The sequence below is a fragment of the Streptomyces sp. CNS606 genome, assembly GCF_000426325.1.
The window spans coordinates 251,899-278,097 of the sequence record NZ_AUFD01000007.1 but is presented as its reverse complement, the minus strand read 5'-3'; the positions used below and the strand labels follow the sequence as shown (position 1 = coordinate 278,097).

General features: G+C 74.3%; 23 protein-coding genes. 12 read left to right on the top strand and 11 right to left on the bottom strand.

The annotated features are described in order from the left end of the window. Nucleotides 1-48: 48 nt before the first annotated feature. From K304_RS0104775 to K304_RS27285, 5 genes are all read right to left on the bottom strand, one after another. Nucleotides 49-435, bottom strand: coding sequence for a TraR/DksA C4-type zinc finger protein (locus K304_RS0104775; protein WP_051307870.1), 387 nt, complete (start codon nt 433-435; stop codon nt 49-51). A 100-nt stretch (nt 436-535) separates the two neighbouring features. Beyond that, nucleotides 536-2,410 (bottom strand): glycoside hydrolase family 18 protein, encoded by a 1,875-nt coding sequence (locus K304_RS0104770; protein ID WP_078528515.1) that lies wholly within the window; start codon nt 2,408-2,410, stop codon nt 536-538. A 149-nt stretch (nt 2,411-2,559) separates the two neighbouring features. After that, on the bottom strand, nt 2,560-3,327 hold the full coding sequence (locus K304_RS0104765) for an ABC transporter permease (RefSeq protein ID WP_027762816.1): 768 nt from the start codon (nt 3,325-3,327) through the stop codon (nt 2,560-2,562). After that, complete coding sequence (locus K304_RS0104760; protein ID WP_027762815.1) at nt 3,324-4,064, bottom strand: ABC transporter ATP-binding protein; 741 nt, start codon at nt 4,062-4,064, stop codon at nt 3,324-3,326. Before K304_RS0104760 ends, K304_RS0104765 begins: the two co-directional genes overlap by 4 nt. Further along, on the bottom strand, nt 4,057-4,692 hold the full coding sequence (locus tag K304_RS27285; protein ID WP_199779555.1) for a TetR/AcrR family transcriptional regulator: 636 nt from the start codon (nt 4,690-4,692) through the stop codon (nt 4,057-4,059). Before K304_RS27285 ends, K304_RS0104760 begins: the two co-directional genes overlap by 8 nt. A 161-nt stretch (nt 4,693-4,853) precedes the next feature. Between K304_RS27285 and K304_RS0104750 the strand changes: the two genes are divergently transcribed. From K304_RS0104750 to K304_RS0104720, 7 genes are all read left to right on the top strand, one after another. Then, a complete protein-coding gene (locus K304_RS0104750; RefSeq protein WP_027762814.1) occupies nt 4,854-8,309 on the top strand; it encodes a DNA polymerase III subunit alpha in 3,456 nt (1,151 codons plus the stop codon). A 458-nt stretch (nt 8,310-8,767) separates the two neighbouring features. Further along, on the top strand, nt 8,768-9,727 hold the full coding sequence (locus tag K304_RS0104745; RefSeq protein ID WP_027762813.1) for a DinB/UmuC family translesion DNA polymerase: 960 nt from the start codon (nt 8,768-8,770) through the stop codon (nt 9,725-9,727). Nucleotides 9,728-10,152: 425 nt separating this feature from the next. After that, a complete protein-coding gene (locus tag K304_RS0104740; protein ID WP_027762812.1) occupies nt 10,153-11,031 on the top strand; it encodes an alpha/beta fold hydrolase in 879 nt (292 codons plus the stop codon). 81 nt (nt 11,032-11,112) lie between these two features. After that, entirely contained in the window at nt 11,113-12,468 is a 1,356-nt protein-coding gene (locus K304_RS0104735) for a hypothetical protein (protein WP_051307868.1), read from the top strand. Between the two features lie 184 nt (nt 12,469-12,652). After that, nucleotides 12,653-13,636 (top strand): tripartite tricarboxylate transporter substrate binding protein, encoded by a 984-nt coding sequence (locus K304_RS0104730; protein ID WP_027762810.1) that lies wholly within the window; start codon nt 12,653-12,655, stop codon nt 13,634-13,636. Then, complete coding sequence (locus K304_RS31585) at nt 13,633-14,211, top strand: tripartite tricarboxylate transporter TctB family protein (protein WP_027762809.1); 579 nt, start codon at nt 13,633-13,635, stop codon at nt 14,209-14,211. The genes K304_RS0104730 and K304_RS31585 overlap by 4 nt, the downstream gene beginning before the upstream one ends. 3 nt (nt 14,212-14,214) lie before the next feature. Beyond that, nucleotides 14,215-15,762, top strand: coding sequence for a tripartite tricarboxylate transporter permease (locus K304_RS0104720; RefSeq protein ID WP_027762808.1), 1,548 nt, complete (start codon nt 14,215-14,217; stop codon nt 15,760-15,762). A gap of 85 nt (nt 15,763-15,847) precedes the next feature. Here the strand turns inward: K304_RS0104720 and K304_RS0104715 are convergent, their stop codons facing one another. Then, nucleotides 15,848-16,780, bottom strand: a complete 933-nt coding sequence (locus K304_RS0104715) for a GNAT family N-acetyltransferase (protein WP_027762807.1) — start codon at nt 16,778-16,780, stop codon at nt 15,848-15,850. Nucleotides 16,781-16,895: 115 nt separating this feature from the next. Between K304_RS0104715 and K304_RS0104710 the strand changes: the two genes are divergently transcribed. Further along, nucleotides 16,896-17,273, top strand: coding sequence for a GntR family transcriptional regulator (locus K304_RS0104710; RefSeq protein ID WP_027762806.1), 378 nt, complete (start codon nt 16,896-16,898; stop codon nt 17,271-17,273). Here the strand turns inward: K304_RS0104710 and ybiA are convergent. Continuing rightward, a complete protein-coding gene (gene ybiA, locus K304_RS0104705) occupies nt 17,260-17,835 on the bottom strand; it encodes a riboflavin biosynthesis intermediates N-glycosidase (RefSeq protein ID WP_027762805.1) in 576 nt (191 codons plus the stop codon). The genes K304_RS0104710 and ybiA overlap by 14 nt on opposite strands. A gap of 65 nt (nt 17,836-17,900) precedes the next feature. After that, entirely contained in the window at nt 17,901-19,034 is a 1,134-nt protein-coding gene (locus K304_RS0104700) for a DUF5925 domain-containing protein (protein WP_078528551.1), read from the bottom strand. Between the two features lie 218 nt (nt 19,035-19,252). Here K304_RS0104700 and K304_RS0104695 point away from each other — a divergent pair, with 218 nt between their 5' ends. Beyond that, the gene (locus K304_RS0104695) at nt 19,253-19,516 is read left to right on the top strand and encodes a hypothetical protein (protein WP_078528512.1); all 264 of its coding nucleotides are present in this window, start codon (nt 19,253-19,255) and stop codon (nt 19,514-19,516) included. Between the two features lie 30 nt (nt 19,517-19,546). Here K304_RS0104695 and K304_RS0104690 read toward each other — a convergent pair whose 3' ends face one another. Together K304_RS0104690 and hmgA are read right to left on the bottom strand one after the other, a co-directional pair. Further along, nucleotides 19,547-20,305, bottom strand: coding sequence for a GntR family transcriptional regulator (locus K304_RS0104690; protein WP_027762802.1), 759 nt, complete (start codon nt 20,303-20,305; stop codon nt 19,547-19,549). A gap of 49 nt (nt 20,306-20,354) precedes the next feature. Continuing rightward, nucleotides 20,355-21,674: a homogentisate 1,2-dioxygenase gene (hmgA, locus tag K304_RS0104685; RefSeq protein ID WP_027762801.1), complete on the bottom strand. Its 1,320-nt coding sequence runs from the start codon at nt 21,672-21,674 to the stop codon at nt 20,355-20,357. A gap of 193 nt (nt 21,675-21,867) precedes the next feature. On the opposite strand from hmgA, the gene K304_RS0104680 reads away from it, so the two are divergent. Both K304_RS0104680 and K304_RS0104675 read left to right on the top strand, forming a co-directional pair. Next, a complete protein-coding gene (locus tag K304_RS0104680; protein ID WP_027762800.1) occupies nt 21,868-23,286 on the top strand; it encodes an aldehyde dehydrogenase family protein in 1,419 nt (472 codons plus the stop codon). 17 nt (nt 23,287-23,303) lie between these two features. After that, nucleotides 23,304-24,410, top strand: a complete 1,107-nt coding sequence (locus K304_RS0104675) for a Zn-dependent alcohol dehydrogenase (RefSeq protein ID WP_027762799.1) — start codon at nt 23,304-23,306, stop codon at nt 24,408-24,410. 46 nt (nt 24,411-24,456) lie between these two features. On the opposite strand, the gene K304_RS0104670 is transcribed toward K304_RS0104675, so the two are convergent. Then, nucleotides 24,457-25,098 carry a TetR/AcrR family transcriptional regulator C-terminal domain-containing protein gene (locus K304_RS0104670; protein ID WP_027762798.1) on the bottom strand — a complete coding sequence of 214 codons (642 nt, stop codon included), beginning with the start codon at nt 25,096-25,098 and terminating at the stop codon, nt 24,457-24,459. Between the two features lie 418 nt (nt 25,099-25,516). On the opposite strand from K304_RS0104670, the gene K304_RS0104665 reads away from it, so the two are divergent. Next, entirely contained in the window at nt 25,517-26,137 is a 621-nt protein-coding gene (locus K304_RS0104665) for a TetR-type transcription factor C-terminal domain-containing protein (protein ID WP_027762797.1), read from the top strand. The last annotated feature ends 62 nt before the right edge of the window (nt 26,138-26,199 follow it).

Genomic DNA, 26,199 nt, shown 5'->3' with positions numbered 1-26,199 from the left:
CCTGATGTCCCCGTGCACCCTCGAATCCCCGACGTGTTCCGCCTTCCGTCAACGGGGGCGGGCCTCGGCACAGCGGACGCAGAGGGTGGCTGCCGGGCGTACTTCCAGGCGTTCGGAGGGGATCGGCTCGCCGCACCCTTCGCACCGCCCGTACGCACCGCGCTCGAGCCGTCGCAGTGCCTGATCCAGCTCGTCCAGGTGGGCTCGCGCCCGATCGAGCAGGGCAGCGACATGCTGGCGTTCGAAAGCGGTGCTGGACCCCTCCGGGTCGTGCTCGTCGTCGATCGCCACCAGGGCGTTCGCCTCGACGATCCCCTCGTACTCGCGGGTCAGCGCCGTGATCTGCGCGCGCGTCTCGCTGCGCCGGGCGCTCAGCCGCTCCCGGACGGCCTGCTCGTGTTCCCGAGAAGGCCCGTGGTCGGAGTGCTCGCTCACGTCACCGACAACGCCGGCGACCCCGGCCCGCGTTCCCCGCCCGGGGCGGCAGCGGACCAGCCCGCCTGCGTTTCCCCCGGGCGCGGGCGGGCCGGGTCGGTCAGCGTCCGTAGTAGGCGTCGAAGTTGCGGGAGAACTCCCGGCCGTTGAACTCGTCCCAGTTCACCGACCAGGTCATCAGCCCACGCAGGCCCGGCCAGGTGCCGTGTGGCGCGTACGAGCCGCAGCCGGTGCCCCGGGTCAGGCAGTTCAGCGTTCTGTCGACCTCGGCGGGGGAGATGTGGCCGTTGCCCGCGTTGACCGACGCGGGCAGTCCGATCGCCACCTGGTCGGGGCGCAGGGGCGGGAAGAAGGCGTCCTGGTCGCCGGCCACCGGGAATCCGGTGAGCAGCATGTCGGTCATGGCGACGGGGAAGTCGGCGGAGCCCATGGTGTGGTGCCGGTCGTCCAGTCCCATGATGGGCCCGGAGTTGTAGTTCTGGACGTGCAGCAGGGTGAGGTCGTCCCGCAGGGCGTGGATCACCGGCAGGTAGGCGCCGGCGCGCGGGTCCTGGCCGCCCCACTCGCCGGAGCCGTAGAACTGGTAGCCGAGCTGCACGAAGAAGGTCTCGGGCGCCATGGTCAGGACGAAGTCCTCGCCGTACCGCGCGGTCAGCGTCTCCAGCGCGGAGATCAGATTGACGATCACCGGGGTGGTCGGGTTCCGGAAGTCGGTGTCGCCCTCGTCGAGGGACAGGGAGTGCCCCTCGAAGTCGATGTCCAGGCCGTCGAGTCCGTACTCGTCGATGATGGCGCCGACGGAGGAGACGAAGGCGTCGCGGGCCGCCGCGGTCTCCAGCCGTACCTGCCCATTGGCGCCCCCGATGGAGATCAGCACCTTCTTGCCGGCGGCCTGCTTGGCCTTGATCGCGGCCTTGAACTCCGCCTCGGACTCGACGTCCGGGCACTCGCTCTGCGGGCAGAGGGAGAAGCGGATGTCGCCCGAGGTGGGGGTGGTCGGCTCGCCGAAGGCGAGGTCGATGACGTCCCACGAGTCGGGCACGTCGGCCATCCGTGTGTTGCCGGAGCCGTTGGCGAAGCTCGCGTGCAGGTAGCCGACCAGGGCGTGTTCCGGCAGGGCTCCGCCGCCGTCGCCGCCACCGCCGTCGCGCGTGGTGGCGGTGACCGTGGCGGACCCGGCGGACTCGCCCGCGGAGTTCACGGCGGTGACCTGGAAGGTGTACGAGGTGGCGGGGGACAGGCCGGTGACCGTGGTCGTGGTGCCCGTGACCTCGCCCGCCTCGGCGCCGTCGCGGTGGACGCGGTAGCCGGTGGCGCCGTCGACCGCGTCCCAGTTCAGCGACACGCTGGTGGAGGTGGTGGCGCCGGCCGTCAGTCCGGTGGGTGGGGCGGGCGGCTGCGGGTCGCCCGGATCGCCGGGATCGCCGCCGGGGCCGGTGAGGGACAGGTCGTCGGCGTGGTAGGCGGGTGTGCCGTACCAGCCGTGCAGGTGCACGGTCACCGAGGTCGTGTCCGGGCCGGTCGTGAAGGTCGTGGACAGCCGGGTCCAGTTCGCTGCGGAGGGGGTCCACGTCGAGACGTCGGTGGTGCCGGTGCCCTTCGCGCCCAGGTAGACGTAGCTGCCCCGGACCCAGGCGCTCAGGGTGTAGGTGGAGTCCGGCCGTACGGTCACCGTCTGCCTGCACTCGGCGTTGTGCCCGCCGCCGGGCACCGCCTTCAGCGCCGAAGTGCCGCTGCGCACCGGGCTGTCCACGGCCGTCCCGCTGCCGTCCGCGCAGCTCCAGCCGTCCAGGCCGGACTCGAAGCCGCCGTTCCGGGCGAGTTCGGCGCCCGCCGCGTGGGAGGCCGGACCCACGGCGGCCAGCCCGCCGGCCGCCAGGGCCGCGGTGAGGAGCAGGGCGCGCAGCCGGTGGCGCGCGCGACGGCGGGGCGGACGGGGCGGTGCAGGGCGTCCGGAACGTCTGGGGCGGTCCACGACAACCTCCGGGTGGACGAGGGCGAGTGTCGACGCAATCTGGTCCAGACCAATGGGGTTGTCAAGGGGGCGCGTAGGAGTGGGGGCCTCCCCACCCCGGGGAAAGGGCGCCTGGCGCCGACGCGGAGGGCGCAGGCCGACCCGCCCCGTCAGCGGTCGAGCTGGAGGCGACGCCAGGTCAGGAGAACCGCCGGCCCGAAGACGAGGGGGACCAGGCCGACGAGAGCGAGCTGGGCGGGGGAGACGCCGGCCGGGTGCAGGGCCCAGAGCGCCGGCGCGGTGAAGGGGAACCAGGCACCCGTTCCGGCCACGGCCACGACCTGCGCGACGACGAGGACGCCCACGGTCGTGGCGATGCCGGGCAGCAGGCCCCGGCCGAGCGTCGCGGCCCACGCGGCGGGGAGGGCGAGGAGGGCGGACAGCGCGGTGAGCGCGAACTGCCGGGCCAACGCGCCGATCACGCCGGCGTCCACCGTCCCGAGGCGAAGAGCGGTGCCCACCGCGCCGAGCAGCGCCGTCAGCAGTGCGGCGACGCCCAGCGCCCAGAGCAGGTAGACGGCCAGTTTCGCCGCGGCGACGGCCGGACGGCTCACCGGCAGGGCGAACAGCCCGCTGACGGTGCCCTCGGTGAACTCGCGGCCGAACATCCAGCTCAGCACGGTACCGAAGCCGAGGAGGGAGGCGGCGGCGGTGACCTGGGCGACCACGCCCATCAGACGGTCCCAGCCGGCCTCCCCGGCGAGAGGCCCGAGTTGGGCGAGCACCCGTTCGTTGCCCCGGGCGGCCGCCCACGTGAGGGAACCGGCGAGCAGGGCGATGCCGGCGACCAGGAGGACCGTGGTGACGAGGACTGCCCGGGAGGCCGTGGTCTTGCGCCCCTCCACGGTGAGGGCCGCGAGGACGGCGGTGCCGTTCATGCGGCCTCCCGGTCGCCGTGCCGTTCCTCGTCGGCGTGCACGAGGCGGAAGAACGCCCGCTCGATGTCCGCGCCTTCGGGGTCGAGGGAGCCGATCACCCCGCCGCGGTGGAGGACGGTGACGCGGTCGGCGATGCGCGCCACCTCGTCGAGGTGGTGGCTGGAGACGAGGACGCCGGCCCCGGCGCCCGCCCGCCGCATCAGGATCTCTCGCAGCCGGATCACGCCCCTCGGGTCCAGGGCGTCGGTCGGCTCGTCGAGGACGACGACGGACGGATCGTGCAGGAGCGCGGCGGCCAGGCCGAGCCGTCGCCGGTTGCCCTGCGACAGCACGCGCGCACGCACGCCCGCGTAGCGTTCGAGGCCGAACGCGGTGATGCCCGCGCGCACCGCCTCCTCGCGGCGACCGCGGGGGACTCCGCGCAGCGCCGCGGCGATCCGCAGGTTGGTGCGGGTGTCGAGGTCCGTGTAGCAGAGCGGGCCGTCGACGAGGTGCCCCACCCGTGCCCACGTCGCCGCCCCCGCTGTGCGGACGTCGTGCCCGTCGATGCGGGCCGTGCCGGAGTCCGGGCGCAGCATGCCGAGCAGCAGGCGCATCAGGGTGGTCTTGCCGGCTCCGTTGAGCCCCACCAGCGCGTGGATCTCCCCCGCGGCGACCTCGAGGTCGATGCCGCGTACGCCGGTGTGCGGAGAGAACCCCCGGGCGAGTCCCCGCGCGGTCAGCCGGAGGTCAGTCATGAGAGTCCTCCACGGTGTCCGGCCTGTCCGGCCCATCCGGCCTGTCCGGCCCATCCGGCCTGTCCGGCGGGTCCAGGGTGTCCAGTGCCACGGCGACCGCCTCCGCCAGGGCGACGTCGTCGCGGCGCGCCCACTCGAAGAGGGCCGCCATCAGCGCCGCCAGCGCCGCTCCCGCCGCCGCGTGGGCGCGCAGCACAGGAGTGCCGTCGCGGACGAGCTGGTCGACGATGAGCTGTTCGGTCGCGGCGTTGTTGCGCCACGCGGCGGCACGCAGGGCGGGGGTGAGCGCCACGATCCGGACCCGGCGGCGGACGAGATCGCTCTCCGGCTCGTCGAGTTCCCGCCAGGCGTGACGGATGCCCCGGACGGTGCGTGGCAGTGCCCCCAGGGCGCGCGGCCGGCGGGCGACGGCGGCGGCGATGAGCGGGTCGTACGGGTCGTCGAGAACGACGTTCTCCTTGGCCCGGAAGTGGCGGAAGAAGGTCATCTCCGTCACCCCGGCCGAGGCCGCGATCTGCGCCACCGTCGTGCGCTCGAATCCCTGGCGCTCGAACAGGTCCAGCGCGCAGCCCAGGATGCGCGCGGAGGTCCGCTGCCGCTTGCTCGTCGCCGAGTCGGGTGCTGCCACAGGCTCATGTTAGAGACTAACTTTTCGCCGTGGCAAGCGGTCGCCGCAAGGGGGTGTGCCGTCTCGTGGTGTGCTCGAACATGTATTCGAGCAAGGCGCTATGGTGGGAGGTGAGAGGCGAGTGAGCTGGGGGGTGCGGACACGGTGGGAGGTGCGTGCGGATGACGGGATTCGTGCATCTGCACGTGACCAGCGGTTTCTCGATGCGGTACGGCGCCTCGTCCCCCGAGGCGCTGGCGCACCGGGCGGCCGAACGCGGGATGGAGGCGGTCGCCCTGACCGACCGGGACACCCTCGCCGGCGCCGTCCGGTTCGCCCGGGCGACCGCACGGGAGGGGGTCCGGCCGGTGTACGGGGTGGAGCTGGCCGTGGCGGAACAGGCCGAGGCCGCGACCGCCGTGCGCCGCCGCCGCACCCCCGTCCGCGGCGGCGCCTTCGTCGACGAGTCGGCCCAGCGCGCCGTCTTCCTGGCGCGCGGCGGCGCACCCGGCTGGGCCTGGCTGTGCCGGGCCGTCACCGCCGCCCACGCCTCCGGCGGCGACCGCCCCCAGCTGGACTGGCAGGACCTCGCCGGGAACGGTGACGGGACCGCCGGGCCGGTCGTCCTGCTGGGGGCGGAGTCCGACGTGGGCCGCGCGCTGGCCGCCGGCCGCCCCGACCGGGCGGCCCGCCTGCTGGGGGCGTGGCGGGACCTCTTCGGCGACGGGCTGCGGCTCGCCGCCACCGCCTCGGGGCCGCTGCGCGAGGCCGCGCGGACGCTCGGCCTGGCGGTGCAGGAGGGCGTACGGCCTGTGCTGACCAACGCCGTGCGGTACGCCGACCCCGGGCAGGGGCCGGTCGCCGACGTGCTCGACGCGGCGCGCCGCCTGGTGCCGATCGACGAGCGCCGGGGGCTGGACGGCGGCCAGCGGTGGCTGAAGGGCCCCGGCGAGATGGCCGGGATGGCCGCAGCGGTCGCCGAGGCCGCGGGCTACCGGAGCGACGCCGCGCACCGGCTGCTCCGGGTCACCGAGGAGACCGCCGCCGAGTGCCGGATCGACCCCGAGGACGACCTGGGCATCGGCCGGGTGCACTTCCCCGAGCCGCAACTGGTGGGCGCCGCGTGGCGCACCGCCGAGCGGGTGCTGCGCTCGCACTGCACGGCCGGCATGGTGCGCATGCGCTACGACCGCGACGCCGCGCGCTGGCGCCGCCTGGAGAACGAGCTGCGGATCATCGAACAGCTCGGCTTCTCCTCCTACTTCCTCACCGTCGCCCGGGTGGTCGAGGACGTGAAGGGCATGGGCATCCGGGTCGCCGCCCGCGGTTCCGGCGCCGGTTCCTTCGTCGCCCACCTGCTGGGCATCACGAACGCCGACCCGGTCGAGCACGACCTTCTGATGGAACGTTTCCTCTCCCCGCGCAGAAAGGCTCTCCCGGACATCGACGTCGACGTCGAGTCCGCCCGCCGGATCGAGGTCTACCGGGCGATCTTCGACCGCTTCGGCGAGGAGCGGGTGGCCACCGTCGCCATGCCCGAGACCTACCGGGTGCGGCACGCCGTACGCGACGTGGGCGCCGCCCTCGGCATGGACCCGGCCGAAGTGGACCGGCTGGCCAAGGCGTTCCCGCACATCCGGGCGAAGGACGCGCGGGCCGCGCTCGCCGAACTCCCCGAACTGCGCGACGTCGCCGCCGAACAGCACGGCGACCGCTTCTGGTCGCTGGTCGAGGCGCTGGACGGGCTGCCGCGCGGCGTCGCCATGCACCCCTGCGGGGTGCTGCTCTCCGACCGCTCGCTGCGCGCCCGCACCCCGGTGGTGCCCACCAGCGGGGAACACCTGCCCATGTCCCAGTTCGACAAGGACGACGTGGAGAAACTCGGCCTGCTCAAGCTGGACGTGCTGGGCGTCCGGATGCAGTCCGCGATGGCGCACGCCGTGCGTGAGGTCGCCCGCGCCTCCGGCGAGCGGATCGACCTGGACTCCGTGCCGCAGGGCGACCCGGCCACCTACGACCTGATCCGTTCCACCGAGACCCTCGGCTGCTTCCAGATCGAGTCTCCCGGGCAGCGGGACCTGATCGGACGGCTCCAGCCGGAGACCTTCCACGACCTGGTCGTGGACATCTCGCTGTTCCGTCCCGGTCCGGTGGCCGCCGACATGGTGCGCCCCTTCATCGAGGCCCGGCGCGGCGGCCGTCCCGCACGGTACCCGCACCGCGACCTCGAGCCCGCGCTGCGCGAGACGTACGGCGTGGTGGTCTTCCACGAGCAGATCATCCGGGTCCTGGACGTGATGACCGGCTGCGGCCGCCCGATGGCCGACGAGGCGCGGCGCGCACTCTCCGACGCCGAACGGCAGGGCCGGGTCCGCGCCTGGTTCACCCGCGAGGCCGGCCGGCGCGGCTACGGCGAGGCGACGCTCGCCCGCGCCTGGGAGATCATCGAGGCGTTCGGCTCGTACGGCTTCTGCAAGGCGCACGCCGTCGCCTTCGCCGTGCCCACCTACCAGTCCGCGTGGCTGAAGGCCCACCACCCGGCCGCCTTCTACGCCGGGCTGCTCGAACACGACCCCGGCATGTACCCGAAACGGCTGCTGCTGGCGGACGCCCGGCGGCGCGGGGTGCCCGTCCTCCCCCTGGACGTGAACCGTTCGGGGACCTCCTACCGGATCGAACGGGAGCCCGGCGCGGAGGAGTGGGGACTGCGGCTCGCGCTCTGCGAGGTCCACGGCATCAGCGAGGCGGATGCCGGCCGGATCGCCGCCGGACAGCCCTACGACTCGCTGGCCGACCTGTGGCGCCGTGCCCGCCCCTCCCGCCCGGTCACCGAGAACCTGGCACGGGTCGGCGCGCTGGACGCCTTCGGCGGCAACCGGCGCGACATGCTGCTGCACATCGCCGAACTCCACCGCCACCAGCGGGGGAACGGCGCCCGCGAAGGCCAGCTCGCCCTCGGCGAGGCCGCCGCGCCGGAGGCCGCGGGCCTGCCCGACCTGGACCGCGACGAACGGCTCGGCGCGGAACTCGGCGTCCTCGGCATGGACACCTCCCGCCACCTGATGGGCGACCACGCCGAGTTCCTGCGCGAACTCGGCGCCCACTCCGCGCGGTCGCTGCGCACCGCCCGGCACGGCGAGACGGTGCTGGTCGCCGGGGCCAAGGCGGCGACCCAGACGCCGCCCATCCGCAGCGGCCGCCGGGTCATCTTCACCACCCTGGACGACGGCACCGGACTGGTGGACCTCGCGTTCTTCGACGACAGTCACGCCGCCTGCGCACACACCGTCTTCCACTCCTGGCTGCTGCTGGTGCGCGGGGTCGTGCAGCGGCGCGGGCCGCGCAGCCTCAGCGTGGTCGGCGCCGCCGCGTGGAACCTCGCCGAACTGGCCGAACTCCGCCGCACCGGCGGTCTCGACGCGGTCGCCGCGCGCCTCGCCTCCGGCGGGGAAGCCGGCGCCGACGAGGGTGACGCCCCGGACGAGGGCGCCGCCGAGGAGGGCGACCCCACCGGAGGACGGCGGATCGAGATGTCCACCGGCTACCGCATGCACCCCTGGGCCGACCTCCGCCCGGCCGGGGACCCGGCCGGGACGCCGCGGAAGTTCTGGCACTCCAGCCCCGGGAGCGCGGGATGACCCGCCGGCCGGCACCGTCCCCCGCTCTGCCGGACCCCGCCCGCCTCGCCGCGGCCTACACCGCCCTCGCCCTGGCGCGCGCGGGGGTGGGGGGTGAGCGCGGTCCCGGCGGCGCCTCCCGCGGCGTGGCCGCAGCGGCACCGGGCCCCGGAGAAGAGGAGCCGCCCACCCCCGCGCGTGCGGGGAGCGCCTCCCGCACGCCCGGCCTGCCGGCAGCGCTGCCGGACCGCGTCCGCGTCGCGGCCGCCCGCGCCGCCTCCGCCGCCTTCGCGGCGGGGCGTCCGGCAGCGGCGCCCGCCGTGGAGGCCCGCGAACCGGCCCGTGACCCGGTGCGGGGGCCCCGCCGCAGGGGCCCGGAGCCGGGGGAACCGGGAGGGGGCGGCGACGGGGAGAACACCTCCGGCCGGAACCCGTCCGGGCGATCCACCGAGCCGGGACCGACGCCCCGTGTCCTCTACGTGCACTTCGGCGAGGCCGCCCGCGACCACTACCCCGAACTGCTCGAACTGCTCGCCGACCTCACCCCCGTGGTTCAGGCGCTGCCCCCCGACGCGGCCCTCGCCGACGTGCGCGGCGCGCTGCGCTACTTCCGCCGGGACGCCGCCGGCCTCGCGGCCATGCTGCGGCTGCGGGCGCTGGCGCTGTACGACGCCGACTGCACCGTCGGCGTCGCCGCCAACCCGCTGCTCGCCAGGATGGCCGCGCACGACGGACCGCCGGGTGCCGTACGGTGCGTGCCGGCCGACCCGCGCGGCACGGCCGCGTTCCTGGACCGCAAGCCCGTCGCCGCGCTGCACGGCGTGGGGCCCGCGACGGCGCGGGCGCTCGCCGCGTACGGCCTGGACAGCGTCGGCCGGGTCGCCGCCGCACGCCCCGGCACGCTTCAGCGCATCCTGGGAGCCGCCGCCGGCCGCCGGGTGCGGGAACTGGCGTGCGGCGTCGACCCCACGACGGTCGTGCCGAGCGCCCCGGCGCGCGCGATGAGCCGCGAACACCGCTTCGGGCGGGACGAGCTGGACGCAGACGTACGCCGCCGGGCCCTGCTGACCCTCGCCGACCAGCTCGGCTTCCGGATGCGGACGGAGAGGCAGGTCGCCCGCGCCCTCACCCTCACCGTCCGGTGCGCGGACCGGTCCACGCTCACGCGCACGCGCAGGCTGCCCGAGCCCACGGCGCACACTCCCGCGCTGACCGCGCTCGCGTACGCCCTCCACGACGGGCTCGGCCTCCAGCGCGCCCGGGTGCGGGTGGTCGCGCTGCGTGCGGAGGAGCTGACGGCCGCCGAACTCGCGACCCACCAGCTCTCCTTCGACCCCGGGGAGGAGAAGGCACGCCGCGCCGAGGCGGCAGCCGACCGGGCGCGCCTCCGCTTCGGCCCCGGCGCCGCACATCCCGCCGGCGGCCTCGACGCGGCGTAGCCCTGCGGCGGCCGACGGCGAAGGTGTCTGCCCGTCCCGGTGGCCGAAGCGGTCGCCGATCCCCGCCGGGCGCGGGCGACGGAGGCGTGCCGCCGCCACCGCGGCGGCGGGAGGGCGGGTCGTGTGGCCGGAGCGTCAGGCGGATCCGCGGAGGGACGGCTCTCGGGGGCGGCCTGCATCATCCGTCGCCCGTGCCGCACGCCCGGTGGACGGGCCCGGAGCCCCTGCCGGACGGGCTCCGGTGCGCGGCGGGGCGGGCTCCCTTCGGCGGCTGCCGGCCCGAAGCCGCCGAAGTGGGCACGGAACCTTCACCGTTGTGATGCTGGCCACACTTGTTACTGATCCGTACCTTGCGCTCAGGGGGGAGACCCCCTGGTCCGGCCACCCCACCGCCGTACCCCCCGAGCCGCAAGGAGACAGACCGCATGAAGCTGTTCTGGAAACGTGCCCTCAGACCCGTAGCAGCCCTGGCCGGGGTGCTCGCCCTGGTCCTGCTGCCGGCCACCGCCGCAGCCGCCGCCGAACAGTCCGCGCCGCGGTCCGCCGCCGCGGCGAGCAGCGGCTGGAACGACTTCTCCTGCAAGCCCTCCGCCGCCCATCCCCGCGCCGTGGTCCTGGTGCACGGCACGGGTGGCAACTCCGTCGACAACTGGCTCGGCCTGGCGCCCTACCTGGTGAACCGCGGCTACTGCGTGTTCTCGCTCGACTACGGCCGGCTCGACGGCGTGCCCTTCTTCCACGGCCTGGGTCCGATCGAGGACTCCGCCGGTGAACTGTCCGCGTACGTCGACCGGGTGCTCGCCGCGACCGGTACCGACGAGGTGGACATCGTCGGCCACTCGCAGGGCGGCATGATGCCCCGCTACTACCTCAAGTTCCTCGGCGGCGCCGACGACGTCCACACCTTCGTCGGCATCGCGCCCAGCAACCACGGGACGACCCTGCTCGGCCTCACCAAGCTGCTCGATCTCTTCCCCGGTCTGGAGGACGCCATCGACGGCAGCGCGCCCGCGCTGACCCAGCAGGTGGCCGGGTCGGACTTCCTGCAGCGCCTCAACGACGGGGGCGACACCGTTCCCGGCGTGGAGTACACCGTGATCGCCACCCGCTACGACCAGGTCGTCACGCCGTACCGGACCCAGTTCCTGGAGGGGCCGAACGTGCGGAACATCCTGGTGCAGGACCGCTGCCCGGTGGACATCTCGGAGCACCTCACCGTCGCGCTCGTCGACCGCGTGACCTTCCACGAGACGGTCAACGCCCTCGACCCCGCGCACGCCACCCCGGCGAACTGCTTCTCCTGAGGCGCGCCGGAAAGGACCGAAGCCGGTCGACCGGGTAAAGAAATCGCCCGATCGGCCGGTTTCGGAGTTAATGTCGTAAATATGAACACCGCAGCGAAGTCCCGCGCGGGCAGGCACCCGCTCGCGCTGGTGCTGGCGGTGCTCGCCGCGGTCGTGCTGCTGGTGGTCGGGTCGGCCTCCGCAGCCCGTGCCGCGACCGGGCTCGACAGCGCCGCCGCGGCCCTCAGGGAGGGGCCGGTGTACGTGGACCCGCGCGCCTCGGGCACCCTGCCCGACGGCGGTGCGGACGCCCTCGCCAACACGATCCGCGACGCGGACAAGCCCGTCTTCGTCGCCGTCCTGCCTGACGCGCCGGAGTTCGACCCGCAGACGCTCATGCAGGACCTGCGCACCGAGGTCGGCGTCACCGGTGTGTACGTCGTCGCACTCGGTGACCGGTTCGCCGCGGCCGCCGACTCCCCGGTGATGTCGAACAACGCCGTCACCAACCTCGAAGGCGCCGTCGAACGCGGCAACGAGGGGAGCGTCGCCGCCATGGTCGACGACTTCGTGGACCAGGCCGTGCCGCAGGCGAACGGCACCGCGCCCGCCTCCTGGGACGGCGTGGGCTCCGAGGGCACCTCCGCAGGATCGTTCCTGGCCGGTCTCGCCGTCCTGGCCGCCCTCTTCGGGATCGTGCTGGGCGGCGTCGCCCTGGTCGGCAGCCGCGGCCGCAAGCGCCGCGCGCAGGCGGAGCGGGAGCGGCTGGAGACGCTGCGGCCGGTGGTCGACGAAGACATCACCGCGTTCGGCGAGGAACTCGACCGGCTCGACTTCTCCCCCTCCGAGCCCGGTGCGGACGAGGCCGAGCGCGCCGACTACACGCACGCCCTGGACGCCTACGACCGCGCCAAGGACAAGATGGCAGCCGCGCGGCGCCCCGGCGACGTGCGCGGCGTCACCGAGGCGCTCGAGGACGGCCGTTACTCGCTGGCCGTGCTCGACGCGCGGCGGACCGGCAAACCGCTGCCCGAGCGCCGGCCGCCCTGTTTCTTCGACCCGCGGCACGGGCCGTCCGTCCAGGACGTCGACTGGGCGCCGCCCGGAGGCAGCGAACGCACCGTGCCGGTCTGCGCCGCGGACGCCACCCGGCTCGCCGGCGGCGAGGAACCGATGAGCCGCGAGGTCGACACCGCCGACGGACGCCGCCCCTACTGGGAGGCCGGACCGGCGTACGGGCCGTGGGCGTACGGCTACTTCGGCGGCGGCGTCCTGCCCGGCCTGCTGATGGGCACCATGCTCGGGTCGATGATGACCGGCCCGTACGGCGGGTACGGCGACGGCGGCTTCGAGGGAGGCGACGTCTCCGGCTCCGACTTCTCCGGCGGGGACTTCGGCGGCTTCGGCGGCGGCGACTTCGGGGGCGGCGGGTTCGGCGACTTCGGTGGCGGATTCTGACCGGTGAGTGCGCGCCCGCGGCAGGGCGCGTACCGGGCAAAAGGCCCGAAGAGGCCCGTCCCGGCCGTGACCACAACGACCACAACTCTTCTTAAGACCACAAGCGAGACAGCACCGCCCTCCCGTGGGAAGCATGTGGGCCGCCTCACACCCACCCCCGATCCCACGGAAGGCGGTGTCACGCGTGCGCCTTCGCACCACCCTCGCGCTGCTCGGGGCGGCGCTGCTCGTGTTCGCCGGACCGCCGCTGCTCACCTCGGGCAGCGGCGACCGGACGGGCACCAACATCCCCGGCCTGCGCATCATGGTGCCCAACACCCCTGGCGGCGGCTACGACATCACCGCCCGCACGGCGGCCAAGAACGCCGAGGACGCCGGCCTCACCCACGGCACCGAGGTGTTCAACCTGCCCGGCGCGGGCGGCACCGTCGGCCTCACCCGCACGGTCAACGAACAGGGCAACGGCAAGCTGACCATGCTGATGGGCCTCGGCGTCGTCGGAGCCGTCGAGACCAACCGCGCGCCCTCCACCCTCAGCGACGCCACCCCGATCGCGCGGCTCATCGAGGAGCCCAACATCGTCGTGGTCTCCAAGGACTCGAAGTACCGGACCATCGAACAGCTGATGGCCGACTGGAAGCGCGACCCGGGCTCACTGCCCGTCGGCGGCGGCTCCTCGCCCGGCGGCCCCGACCACCTGGCCCCGATGCTCATGGCCCGCGCGTCCGGCATCGCACCCACGTCGGTCAACTACGTGCCCTTCGACGGGGGCGGTGAACTTCTCGCCTCCGTCCTCGGCGGGAAGGTCGCCTTCGGCGTCTCCGGCGTCGGCGAGTACCGCGACCAGATCGAGTCCGGCGAACTGCGGCTCCTGGCCGTCACCGGCCCCGAGCGGGTCGACGGTTTCGACGCGCCCACGCTGAAGGAGGCGGGCGTCGACGTCGAATTCACCAACTGGCGCGGCATCGTCGCGCCGCCCGGCCTCAGCGACGCCGAACGTGAACGTCTCATCGCCTTCTTCTCCGCCCTGCACGGCACCGAGGAATGGCGCGCCTCCATGCGCCGCAACGGCTGGGACGACGCGTTCCTCACCGGGAAGAAGTTCGGACGCTTCCTCACCTCGCAGGAGAACCGCGTCGACTCGGTCTTGAAGGAGCTCGGCCTGTGAACACCGAAACCGGCACCGGCGCCGGCACCCCGGACGAGACCCGAACCACCCCCGCATCCGCCGCCCCCGGGAGGAGGGGGCCACTGAGCAGACTCCGCGGACACTCCGAACTCGGCGTCTGCGCCCTCCTGCTGGCGGTCGGCGTCCTGGTCCTCACCGACGCCCTCACCATGGAGGGCAGCTTCGTCCAGCGCGGACCCGTCGGGCCCAGGACCGTGCCGATCGTCGTCGGCTGCGCGCTGCTCGTCGTCGCCGTCGTCCTCGCCGTCGACGTCCTGCGCGGCGGCCGCGGCGAGGCGGAGAGCGGCGAGGACGTCGACCTCGGCGCACCCGCCGACTGGCGCACAGTCGCCCTGCTCGCCGGCGTCTTCCTCGCCTGCGCGCTCCTCTTCGTCCCGCTCGGCTTCCCCGCCGCCGGCGCGCTCCTCTTCTGGGGCTCCGCCTACGCGCTGGGCAGCCGCAACACCACCCGCGACCCGCTGATCGCCGCCGTGCTGTCGGTGGTGACCTTCCTGGTCTTCGACACCCTGCTGGGCGTTCCCCTGCCCGGCGGACCGCTGATGGAGGTGCTGTAGGAGATGGACTCCCTGAATTCCCTCCTCGACGGTTTCGGTACCGCCCTCACCCCGCTCAACCTGCTGTTCGCGGCGATCGGCGTGCTGCTGGGCACCGCGATCGGCGTGCTGCCCGGCATCGGGCCCGCCATGGCGTGCGCACTGCTGCTCCCGGTCACCTACGGGCTCGACCCCACGGCGGCGTTCATCATGTTCGCCGGCATCTACTACGGCGGCATGTTCGGCGGGTCCACCACCTCCATCCTGCTGAACACGCCCGGGGAGAGCGCGGCGGTGGTCGCCGCCATCGACGGCAACCCCATGGCCCGCGCCGGGCGCGGCGCTCAGGCCCTCGCGGCCGCGGCCATCGGCCACTTCGCCGGCGGCATGCTCGGCACGATCGCCCTGGTCGCCCTCGCCCCGACCGTCGCCGCCTGGGCCGTGGACATCGGTGCGCCCGACTACTTCGCCCTCATGGTGCTCGCCTTCATCGCGGTCACCTCCGTGCTCGGCCGCTCCCGGGTGCGCGGTTTCGCGTCACTGCTGATCGGCCTCACCATCGGCCTGGTCGGCCTCGACCAGATGACCGGGCAGCAGCGGCTCACCTTCGACAGCCTGCTGCTCGCGGACGGCATCGACGTGGTCATCGTCGCCGTCGGCCTCTTCGCCATCGGCGAGGCGCTGTGGGTCGCCGCCCATCTGCGCCGCACCTCCGGCGAGTCCATCCCCGTCGGCCGCCCGTGGCTCGGCCGGGACGAACTGCGGCGCACCTGGAAGCCGTGGCTGCGCGGCCCCTTCATCGGCTTCCCGTTCGGCGCCATCCCGGCCGGCGGGGCGGAGATCCCCACCTTCCTCTCCTACGTCACCGAGAAGCGGCTCTCCAAGCACAGGGCGCAGTTCGGCAAGGGCGCCATCGAGGGCGTCGCCGGGCCCGAGTCCACCGCCTCGGCGTCCGCCGCGGGCACGCTGGTCTCGCTGCTCACCCTCGGCCTGCCCACCACGGCGGTCGCGGCCGTCCTGCTGGCGGCGTTCCAGAGCTACGGCATCCAGCCCGGGCCGCTGCTCTTCGAACGCGAACCCGACCTGGTGTGGGGCCTCATCGCTTCCCTCTTCGTCGGCATGGTGCTGCTGCTCGTCCTCAACCTGCCGCTGGCACCGGTGTGGGCGAAGCTGCTCCGCATCCCCCGGCAGTACCTGTACGCGGGCATCCTGTTCTTCGCCGCCGTCGGCGCCTACGCGGTGGGCGGCCAGTCCGTCGACCTGGTGGTGCTGCTGGTCATCGGGCTCATCGGGCTGGTGATGCGGCGTTACGGACTGCCGGTGCTCCCCGCCGTCATCGGCGTCATCCTCGGCCCGGCCGCCGAACAGCAGTTGCGCCGGGCACTCCAGATCAGTGACGGCAGCGTCCTCGGCCTGGTGGGAACGCCGTTCTCGGTCACCGTCTACACCGTGATCGCGCTCCTGCTGGCCTGGCCGTGGCTCCGCCGCCTGCTGCCGCGGCGACGCGCCGTCGCGGCGGACGGCGCCTCCGCACCGGACGCGGACGACGCGGAGCCGGCCCGGCGGGACTGACCCGGGAAAGGAGCGGCGGGCCCCGGCGCGACGCGGGCGGCCGGACGGTGTCGGCCGTCCGGCCGCCCGCGCGCGGAGCGCCCGGTCAGCGTGCCGGCAGCCGCTTGACGCAGCGCCACTGCAGGGCGGCCGGGCGGTACCCCAGACGGGCGTTGACGGCGAGCATCGGGCGGTTGTCCGCGTCGTTCCCGGTGAACGCGTGCCGGTAGCCGGCGGCCCGGGCGCGCCGCAGCGACGCGGTCTTGGCCAGCCGCGCCAGCCCCCGGCCCCGGAACGCCCGGCGGGTGCCGGTCATCCCCGACCAGTAGCGGTCGCGGCCGTCCACCTGGGCCACGCTGTAGGCGGCCACCGCGCCGTCGACCAGCGCCACCATCGTCAGGTCCGCGTCGAAGTCGGGACGCGCCCAGTTCAGCAGCAGCCAGTCCTCGAAGGGCACGGGGGCGACGACCACGTCGCCCGGCTCGTCGGCGACGCACTCCACGTCCGCCTCGTACAGCGGGCGCAGGTCGCCGGTGAAGTCGGCGGCGGTGCGCAGCTCCGTGCCCGGCGGCAGCGGAGCGGGCGGTTCCGGCAGTACGGCGTCCGCCAGGTCCAGAGCGAGACACCGCACCGGGCCGCCGCAGAAGTAGCCGCGGCGTTCGGCGAAACCGGGGGAGCACCCGTCGTCCGCCACCCAGCTGTGCACGGTGGTCACACCGAGCGACGCCAGACGGGTCTCCGCGGCGGCCACCAGCACCTGGCCGGCACCCCGGCCCCGCGCGTCGGGCCGCACCTCGGCGAGCAGGAAGCCGTGTCCGGGCGCGGCGCTCTCGATGTCGATCCCGGTGTCGGCGCAGCCCGTCACCCGGCCGTCTTCGTCGGCGGCGACGAGCCGGCGCCGCCGCATGGCCGCGGGGGAGCGGAACGCGTCCCAGACGACCGCCTCCGGGGAGCACACCTGGTGCGGTACGGCGGCCCTGTGCACCGCGGCCACCTCTTCGGCGTCCTCCGGACGGAACGCGCGCACGATGATCGGCATGCGCCCGGACGCTAGTCGCCGACCCGCCCCCGCGCACCCGGATTTCCGCGGCGCACGGGGGTGGCGGGGTGCGGCAGAATCGGGAGAGCAGACACCAGCGAGAGCCGGAGACCACGTGACCCTGAAGATCGCCGTCGACGCGGACGCGGCCGAGGCACCGTACGAGCAGTTGCGCGCGCAGATCGCGGAACAGGCGAGGGCCGGAGCGCTGCCCGTCGGGTACCGGCTGCCGACGGTGCGGGGACTGGCCGGGGAACTCGGGCTGGCCGCCAACACCGTCGCGAAGGCCTACCGCGCCCTGGAAACCGACGGAGTGATCGAGACCCGCGGTCGCAACGGCACCTTCGTCGCCGCAGCGGGAGACGCCGCCGACCGCGAACTGGCCGACGCCGCCCAGACGTTCGCCCGCCGGGCACGCCGGCTGGGCGCCGACCGCGCCACGGCACGTGCCGCCGCGGAGGACGCCCTCCGCGCAGCCTTCACCGACCGCTGACCCCGGCGGCCGGCTCCCCGGCGGCCGCCAGCCGGCGACGGGCCTCCATCAGTGCGAACCCGAGGAGATTCAGCCCGCGCCAGCGCCCCGGGTCCTCGGCCGCCTCGTGCGAGGCGGACATGCCGATGCCCCATACGCGGTCCCGCGGGCTCGCCTCGACCAGCACGCGGTCGCCGGTGCCGAGCAGCCAGGCCCGCAGGTCGTCGTGCTGGGCGAACTTGTGCGCGCTGCCCTCCACCACGAGACCGAACCGGTGCCGCCGCCACGTCTCCTCCTCGAAGCCGCGCACCGCCCGCCCGGCGGCCTTGGCCTCGCGGGGGTGGGCCGCGGCGAGCGCCACCCGTTCCGCCTCCGAGTCGCCGAACAGCCGCGCCTTGCCCGCCATCATCCAGTGCTCCGCGGTCGCGTACCGGGCCCCGTCCACCAGGAACGGCGAGGGCCACCACTGGCTGAGGCAGCCCGCGCCCACGCCACCGTCCGGCCGCGGGCGGTGACCCCAGAAATGCAGATACTTCACGCGTTCGCCCCGCTCGATCCGGGCGACGAGCTCGGCCACGTCCATCGCGCTCCCTCCTCCACCTCTTCCCGCAGGGTGACAGCCGGCACCGACAACCGCCGCGGCGGTGCCTACAGGTAGAGGCCCGAGTCCGCGCGGGGGCGCGGGGTGACCGTGGCCGGGGCGGTGCCGCGGCGGAGGGCGAACAACTCGGCGAGCGTCGCGCCGTCCCGGCCCACGCCCTCCTCCGTGCCCAGCCAGGCCACCGCCTCGGTGCGGCTCAGCGGCCCCACCTCGATGCGCGCGAGGCAGCGCCCGGGCCGCACCACCGCCGGGTGCAGGCGCTCCAGGTCCTCGTTCGTCGTCACGCCCACCAGCACGTTGCGGCCCTGCCCGAGCAGCCCGTCGGTGAGGTTCAGCAGCCGGGACAGGGCCTGCCCGGCGGCGTGCTTGGCCTCGCCGCGGATGAGCTCGTCGCAGTCCTCGAGGAGCAGCAGCCGCCAGCGGCCCTCGCCCGACTCGCCGTCGTCGGCGCCGATGGCGATGTCCATCAGGTAGCCGATGTCGTTGAACAGCCGCTCCGGGTCCAGCACGCAGTCGACCTGGCACCAGTCCCGCCAGGAGCGCGCCAGCGTCCGCAGCGCGGACGTCTTGCCGGTGCCCGGCGGTCCGTGCAGGAGCAGCAGCCGTCCCGAGACGTCGTCGGGGGTCGTCTTCATCAGGTCGCCCATGGCGTCTGCGACGGTCGCGGTGTAGTTGCCCCGGACCTCCTCCCAGCTGCCCGCGCCGATGGTGCGCGTGGTGCGGTACGGGCCGCGCCGCGGCGAGTGGTACCAGAAGCCCATGGGGACCGTGTCCGGCTGCGGCTCCGGCTCGTCCTCCGCGCCGTCGACGGCCTCCCGCAGCCGCTCGGCGGCCAGGTCGTCGCTCACCGCTGTCACGGTGACGTCCGCGCCCTGACTCCAGCGGGACACCAGCGCCGTCCAGCCGTCGCCCTCGGCGAGCAGGCTGCTGCGGTTGTCGTCCCGCGCCTCGCGCAGCACGGTGGCGCCGTGGGGCAGCAGGGTGCTGCCCTTCTTCACCCGGTCCACGGAACGGCTGCGGGAGTACGGCTGCTCGCCGGTGGTGAAGCGGCCGAGGAAGAGCGCGTCGATGATGTCGGAGGGGGAGTCGTTGTCGTCCACGTTCAGCCGGATCGGCAGCACTCCGGCGACGGGCACGGGCGGCGGGCCCGCTCCGTCGGCGGGTCGGCGGTCGGCACTCATGGCCCTCATGATCCGCGACACGAGCGGTCCGCGCACCGGCTTTTCCCGCCCGGCTGCGTGCGGCGGGCACCCCGCGGCACCTCGGACGAGTGACCGGCGGTGTTCGCCAACCCCTTTGCGGGGAAGGAGATTCAGGTGGCCGGAATACCTCAGTGTCTGTGCCGGGCGGTAGGGTTAACCTGCCCGGGCCGGGTGCCCTCGTACGGGTGGGGAGTGTCATGGATCAGATAACAGTGCGTCACAGGGCGCGCGTGCCGGCGATCACGTGCGGTACCGGCGCGACGAGTTCGCGTCTCGACCGTCACCTCGCCGTGCTCGCCGGGCCTGCCGTGTCGTACCGGCAGACCGAGGAGGCGACCACGCTGATGCGGGAGATCACCACGCGTGACGCCGGCCGCAGCCGGCGCAACCGCGGGGCGCGCGTCTCCCTCCTCGCGCCGCTGAGCAGGCTCAAGCGCTCGCTGTTCGGCGGGCGCGGCTGACGCCGGTTCGCCGCATGCCGTGGGGCCGCCTCACTCCGGGGCGGCCTCGACGGTCACCGAGAAGGAGAAGCGGTCGCCGCGGTAGTGGATGCGTACGACGTCCACCGCCCGGCCCCGGTCGTCGAGGGTGACCCCGGTGTAGTGCAGGATCGGGCTGAGCAGCGGGACCTCCAGGAGCCGTGAGGTCTCCGGGTCGGCCAGCCGGGCCTCCAGCGTGTCGGTGATCCGGCTGATCCGCACGCCCGCCGCGTCCCGCAGCACCTTCGTCATCGGCCAGCCGCGCTCCAGCAGGCCCGGATCGATCCGTGCGGCGACGTCCGGACGGACCAGGTTCTCCGCCCAGTTCACCGGCTCGCCGCTCTCCCGGTCGCGGCGCAGCCGCCGGAAGCCGGTCGCCTCCTTCAGCCCGGGGAAGTGCCCGGCGTACTCGGCCGGCACCGGCTGCGGGCCGTGGCCGAGCAGCATCGTCTCCTCGCCCGACTGCTGCGCCACGATGGCGTCGACGGAGCCCAGCAGCCGTACGGTCCGCTCCCGCCGCGCGCCGGGTTCGATGAACGTGCCGCGCCGCCGGTGCCGGCTGATCAGGCCCTCGCCCTCCAGCTCCTTCAGCGCCTGCCGCATGGTCAGCACGCTCACGCCGTAGTGCTCCGCCAGCCCTTCCTCGGTGGGCAGGCGCAGCGGCGCGTCCGGTGCCCGGCCCAGTATCGAGGCCCGGAGCGACTGCGACACCTGGTACCACAGCGGCAGCTTGCGGTTGAGCACCAGGGAGTCGGGCGCGAAGACGGACACCGGGTCGGCTCCCTTCGGCGAGGAGGCGGCAGGGGCGGGGCGGCCCCGCTCACGGACGGAAGTGACGCTCCAGACCCTGCCACACGTCGTCGTAGTCGTCCTGAACGTGTTCCGCGGCCTCCGCCTGCGCGGTGAGCGTCACCGGCCAGCGGGTCTCGAACATGAACGCCAGGCCGTCGTCGACCTTCTGCGGCGTCAGCTCGGCGGCGCTGGCCTTCTCGAAGGTGTCCCGGTCCGGGCCGTGTGCCGACATCATGTTGTGCAGCGAGCCGCCGCCGGGCACGAAGCCCTCCGCCTTCGCGTCGTAGGCGCCCTCGATCAGGCCCATGTACTCGCTCATCACGTTGCGGTGGAAGTACGGCGGGCGGAAGGTGTCCTCGCCGACCAGCCAGCGCGGCGCGAAGACCACGAAGTCCACCCCGGCCAGGCCCGGCGTGTCCGACGGCGAGGTGAGCACCGTGAAGATCGACGGGTCCGGGTGGTCGTAGCTGATGCTGCCCAGCACGTTGAAGCGCCGCAGGTCGTAGACGTACGGGACGTGGTTGCCGTGCCAGGCGACGACGTCCAGGGGCGAGTGGTCCAGCGTGGCCGCCCACAGGTTGCCGCAGAACTTGTTCACCGCGCGCACCGGGCGCTCGAGGTCCTCGTACGCCGCGACCGGGGCGAGGAAGTCCCGCGCGTTGGCGAGGCCGTTGGCGCCGATCGGTCCGAGATCCGGCAGGGTGAACGGCGCCCCGTAGTTCTCGCAGACGTAGCCGCGCGCCGTCTCGTCCAGCAGGTCCACGCGGAAGCGGACGCCGCGCGGGATCAGGGCCACCTCGCCGGGCTCGGCCCGCAGCAGCCCGAACTCGGTGTGCAGCAGCAGGCCGCCGTCCTCGGGCACGATCAGCAGCTCGCCGTCCGCGTCGCTGAACACGCGGTCGGTCATCGCGGTGTCGGCGGCGTACAGGTGGACGGCCATGCCGGTGCGCTGGGTGGCGTCGCCGTTCCCGCCCAGCGTCCACAGCCCGTCGAGGAAGTCGGTACCGGCGGCCGGCTCCGGTCGCGGGTCCCAGCGCAGCCGGTTCGGGTCGGGGACGGTCTCGGTGAACGGGGCGCCGCGCAGGCCGCCGTTGTCGATGCGGGTGAACCGCGGGTGGGCCGCCGAGGGCCGGATGCGGTACAGCCACGACCGGCGGTTCGCCGTCCGGGGCTCGGTGAACGCCGAACCGCTCAGCTGCTCCGCGTACAGGCCCTGCGGGGCGCGCTGCGGCGAGTTGCGGCCCACCGGCAGGGCACCCGGTACGGCCTCGCTGCTGTGCTCGTTGCCGAACCCGGAAAGGTACGCCAGCCCCTCCGCCGTCTTGCGTGCCTGCTCGCTGCTGCTCATCGACCTGCTCCCACCGCATCGGATTCCTATGGACGACCATAGGAATCGAAGAGGGTCGCGTCAACGACCGGAGGGTGACCGGTTCGCATCCCGGTGTTCGGTGTCCGCTCAGGAGTACCACCGACGGGCGCCGTGATCCAGGGCGCGGGCGAGGAGGGCTGACACTGGAAACTAGCACTGCTAGTTTGGGCGGATGCGGCAACACGACGGCATGTACATCGACGGCGCGTGGCGTCCGGCCGCGGGCACCGGGACGATCGAGGTCGTCAACCCCGCCGACGAGACGGTCCTCGGCACGGTCCCGGCCGGCGACGCCCGCGACGTGGACGCCGCGGTCGCCGCCGCCCGGGCGGCCCTGGCGGGATGGCGCGCCACCCCGCCCGCCGCGCGCGCGGTACGTCTGGCCGCCCTCCGCGACCGGCTGGAGGCACGCGGCGAGGAGATCGCGCGGACCGTCACCGCCGAACTCGGCGCGCCCCTGACCTTCTCCCGTGCCGTGCACGCGGGACTGCCGGTCGCCGTCGCGGGCCTCTACGCGAAGCTGGCGGCCGAGCATCCCTTCGAGGAACGTGTCGGCACCTCACGCGTCCTGCACGAGCCGGTCGGCGTGGTCGCCGCCGTCACGCCCTGGAACTACCCCCTGCACCAGATCGTCGCCAAGGTCGCGCCCGCGCTCGCCGCGGGCTGCACCGTGGTGCTCAAGCCGGCCGAGAACACCCCGCTCGTCGCGCGGCTCTTCGCCGAGGCCGTGCACGAGGCCGGGCTGCCGGCCGGCGTCGTCAACGTGGTCACCGGACACGGACCGGTCGCCGGTCAGGCACTCGTCGAGCACGACGGCGTCGACATGGTCTCCTTCACCGGCTCCTCGGTGGTCGGCGGCCGCGTCGGCGCGCTCGCCGGGGGTGCCGTCAAGCGCGTCGCCCTCGAACTCGGCGGAAAGTCCGCCTGCGTGGTCCTCCCCGGCGCCGATCTCGCCCGGGCGGTCAAGGCCGGCGTCGCCAACGTGATGGCCAACTCCGGCCAGACGTGCAGCGCGTGGACCCGCATGCTGGTCGACGCCGAACGGTACGAGGAGGCCGTGCGCCTGGCGGCCGCCGCCGTCGCCCGGTACGTCCCCGGCGACCCGGCCCAGGAGGACACGCGCCTCGGCCCGGTCGTCAGCGCCGTCCAGCGCGACCGGGTCACCGGGTACATCGCGCGCGGCCAGGAGGAGGGCGCCCGGCTGGTGGCGGGCGGCACCGCGGCACCCGAGGAAAGGGCCAGGGGCTGGTATGTGCGTCCCACCGTCCTCGCCGACGTCACCCCGCGGATGACCGTCGCGCGGGAGGAGATCTTCGGCCCGGTGCTGAGCATCCTGGCCTACGACGGCACCGACGACGCCCTGCGCATCGCCAACGACACCGACTACGGGCTCGCGGGCGCCGTGTGGTCCGATGACGAGGAGGAGGCGGTGGCCTTCGCCCGCCGCATGGAGACCGGCCAGGTCGACATCAACGGCGGCCGCTTCAACCCCCTCGCGCCCTTCGGCGGCTGGAAGCGGTCCGGTGTCGGGCGTGAACTCGGCGTGCACGGCCTTACCGAGTACCTCCAGACCAAGTCCCTCCAGTTCTGACAGGAGTGCCACCCGCCATGGTTCGCGACCAGGTCCGCGCCGCCGTACTGCCGGCCGTCGGAGCACCGCTCGAGATCACCGGCATCGTGCTGCCCGAACCGGGGGAGGGGCAGGTCCGCATCCGTCTGGCGGCGGCCGGGGTCTGCCACTCCGACCTCTCCCTCTCGAACGGCACCCTGCGCCAGCCCGTCCCCGCCGTCCTCGGTCACGAGGGCGCCGGTACGGTCGTCGCCGTGGGCCCCGGCGTCACCGGCACGGCCCCCGGCGACCGGGTCGTCCTCAACTGGGCGCCCTCCTGCGGCACCTGCGACTTCTGCGCCCGGCTCGGCGAACCGTGGCTGTGCAGCAACGCGCAGGCCGCCACCACCGTGCCCCACGCCCGCACCGCCGCCGGCGACGACCTCTACCCCGGCCTGAGCGTCGCCGCCTTCGCCGAGGAGACCGTCGTACCGGCCGGGGCCGTGCTGCCGCTGCCCGGCGGCGTCCCGCTCGCCGATGCCGCACTGCTGGGCTGCGCGGCCCTCACCGGCTACGGCGCCGTCCACCACAACGCGCGGGTGCGTGAGGGCGAGTCGGTCGCCGTCCTCGGCATCGGCGGCGTCGGCCTGGCCACCCTCCAGGCCGCGCGCATCGCGGGAGCCGGGCGGATCGTGGCCGTCGACGTGACCGCGGAGAAGGAGGAGCTGGCCAGGGCGGCAGGGGCCACCGACTTCGTCGCGGCGTCGGACACCACCGCCAAGGACATCCGCCGGCTCACCGGGGGAGGTGCCGACGTGGCCGTGGAGTGCGCGGGCCGCGCCGCGGCCATCCGTACGGCCTGGGACTGCACCCGGCGCGGCGGCCGGGTCACCGTGGTCGGCATCGGACGCAAGGACGACACCTTCTCGCTGTCCGCGCTGGAGGTCTTTCACTTCGCCCGCACGCTCTCCGGCTGCGTCTACGGCGACTGCGAACCGGCCCGCGACCTGCCGGTGCTGGCCGAGCACGTGCGCGCCGGAGGACTCGACCTGAACACCCTGGTCACCCGCCGGATCGGCCTGGAGGACATCCCGGCCGCCTTCGAGGAGATGAGCGCGGGCCGCGGCGGCCGTTCCCTGGTGGTCTTCGACCAGCCGTCCGCGTGAGGCACCACCACCGTGTGCGGGCGGAGGTGGGCACGGTCGCGCGGCTTCAGCCCGGCTCGCGCTCCTGGCCGGGGAACCGCACACCCAGACCGTCCACCAGCGCGCGCAGTCCGGTCTCGAAGGCGCCCTCGTCCACGCGCTGCCGCTGCTCGGAGAGTAGGTGCGCCTGGTCCAGGCGCGGGTAGTCGCGGGCGTACAGCGCCGCGTCGTCGACGAAGCCGCGGGCGAAGGAGCCCAGTGCCGAACCGGCCACGAAGTAGCGCATGAGTGCCCCGATGTGCGTCGCGTGCGCACGTGACCAGCCGGCGTCCGTCATCGCCCCGAACACGGCGTCGGCCATCCGGAGCTGGCTCGGCCGCCGTCCAGGACCCTTGGCGAGGTGGGGCACGATGTTCGGGTGCGCGGTGAGCGCCGCCCGGTAGGAGCGCGCCCAGCCCAGCAGCGCCTCGCGCCACGGTGTGCCGTCCTCGAGCATCGACAGGTCCACCCGTGCGCAGACGGCGTCGGCGGCCGCGTCCAGGATCGCGTCCTTGGTGGCGAAGTGGTGGTACAGCGACGGCCCGCTGACGCCCAGTTCCGCGGCGAGCCGCCGGGTCGAGACAGCGTCCAGGCCCTCCGCGTCGACGAGCGCCAGGGCGCATCCGACGATCCGGTCGCGGCTCAGAAGCGGCTTGCGCGGGCGGGCCATGCGGCCATGCTAGTGCTGTGGCCGGGAGGGTTTGCCGGGTAGCTCGCGGCGTCTGGTGCAGGGGGGTCTGCCCAGGTCCGCCAGGACCGTGGGGACGCATCGCAAGGCGGAGGACCGCAGCTCGTGCTCGTCCGTACTCGCGCGAGGCGACAACGGTGGGGCACCCCCCCCGTGCCCGAAGGGCCACGGGGGAGAGGTGCCGTGCCAGGCGTCGCGAGCCGGCGAACCTTCCCGGCCACAGCGCCAGGGCGCGGCGGGCGCAGAGCGGCCGGGAAGGGCCTCGTGCCGCCCGCAGGGGCTCCCGTTGCGCGGCCCCGGCCGTCCCCCGGAGCCCGGCGCAGCGCTAAGCGCATGCTCAGTGATCCGTGTATGGTGTTCGCCCGGCCGCAGGGGCGCCGGAGAAGCGGGGCGAGGGAGCATGGCAGAGACGGCGGACGAGTCCTTCGGCGGCGTCACCCCGGACGCCGCGCGGCGGTTGCTGCTGGGAGCGGTCGACGCGTTCGCGGAACGCGGCTTCCACGCCACGACCACCCGGGACATCGCGGGCCGCGCCGGCATGAGCCCCGCCGCGCTCTACATCCACTACCGCACCAAGGAAGAGCTGCTCTACCAGATCAGCCGGGTGGGTCACGAGCGGTCGGTGGCGATCCTCCAGGACGCCGCCGGTGTGGAGGGCGGAGTCGCGGACCGGCTCGACTTCGCGGTCCGCACGTTCGTCCGCTGGCACGCCGAGCACCACACCACCGCCCGCGTGGTGCAGTACGAGCTGTCCGCACTGGAGGACGGCCACTACGCCGAGATCGTGGCGATGCGCCGGCGCACCGAGGAGGTGCTGCGCGGGCTGCTGGAGGACGGCGTCGCGGCCGGCGAGTTCACCGTCACCGACGTGCGCGGGACGGCCGTCGCCGTTCTCTCGCTGTGCATCGACGTCGCCCGCTGGTACCGGCCCGGCGGCCCCCGAACGCCGGAGGAGATCGGTGCCCTCTACGCCGGGCTGGTCCTGCGCATGGTCGGCGCCCCGGTTCCGGTCGCGGACTGACCCGGCGGACAGAACCCCGCCCGCCCGGCATGCGCGCTCCGGTCCGTGACCCCCGCCGGTGA

Bases quoted from the DNA above. Each gene is read 5' to 3' on its own strand.
- K304_RS0104765 (WP_027762816.1), bottom strand. From the start codon at position 3,327: ATGAACGGCACCGCCGTCCTCGCGGCCCTCACCGTGGAGGGGCGCAAG.
- K304_RS0104760 (WP_027762815.1), bottom strand. From the start codon at position 4,064: ATGACTGACCTCCGGCTGACCGCGCGGGGACTCGCCCGGGGGTTCTCT.
- K304_RS0104750 (WP_027762814.1), top strand. From the start codon at position 4,854: ATGACGGGATTCGTGCATCTGCACGTGACCAGCGGTTTCTCGATGCGG.
- K304_RS0104740 (WP_027762812.1), top strand. From the start codon at position 10,153: ATGAAGCTGTTCTGGAAACGTGCCCTCAGACCCGTAGCAGCCCTGGCC.
- K304_RS0104735 (WP_051307868.1), top strand. From the start codon at position 11,113: ATGAACACCGCAGCGAAGTCCCGCGCGGGCAGGCACCCGCTCGCGCTG.
- K304_RS0104720 (WP_027762808.1), top strand. From the start codon at position 14,215: ATGGACTCCCTGAATTCCCTCCTCGACGGTTTCGGTACCGCCCTCACC.
- K304_RS0104715 (WP_027762807.1), bottom strand. From the start codon at position 16,780: ATGCCGATCATCGTGCGCGCGTTCCGTCCGGAGGACGCCGAAGAGGTG.
- ybiA (WP_027762805.1), bottom strand. From the start codon at position 17,835: ATGGACGTGGCCGAGCTCGTCGCCCGGATCGAGCGGGGCGAACGCGTG.
- K304_RS0104700 (WP_078528551.1), bottom strand. From the start codon at position 19,034: ATGAGTGCCGACCGCCGACCCGCCGACGGAGCGGGCCCGCCGCCCGTG.
- K304_RS0104695 (WP_078528512.1), top strand. From the start codon at position 19,253: ATGGATCAGATAACAGTGCGTCACAGGGCGCGCGTGCCGGCGATCACG.
- hmgA (WP_027762801.1), bottom strand. From the start codon at position 21,674: ATGAGCAGCAGCGAGCAGGCACGCAAGACGGCGGAGGGGCTGGCGTAC.
- K304_RS0104680 (WP_027762800.1), top strand. From the start codon at position 21,868: ATGCGGCAACACGACGGCATGTACATCGACGGCGCGTGGCGTCCGGCC.
- K304_RS0104675 (WP_027762799.1), top strand. From the start codon at position 23,304: ATGGTTCGCGACCAGGTCCGCGCCGCCGTACTGCCGGCCGTCGGAGCA.
- K304_RS0104670 (WP_027762798.1), bottom strand. From the start codon at position 25,098: ATGGCCCGCCCGCGCAAGCCGCTTCTGAGCCGCGACCGGATCGTCGGA.
- K304_RS0104665 (WP_027762797.1), top strand. From the start codon at position 25,517: ATGGCAGAGACGGCGGACGAGTCCTTCGGCGGCGTCACCCCGGACGCC.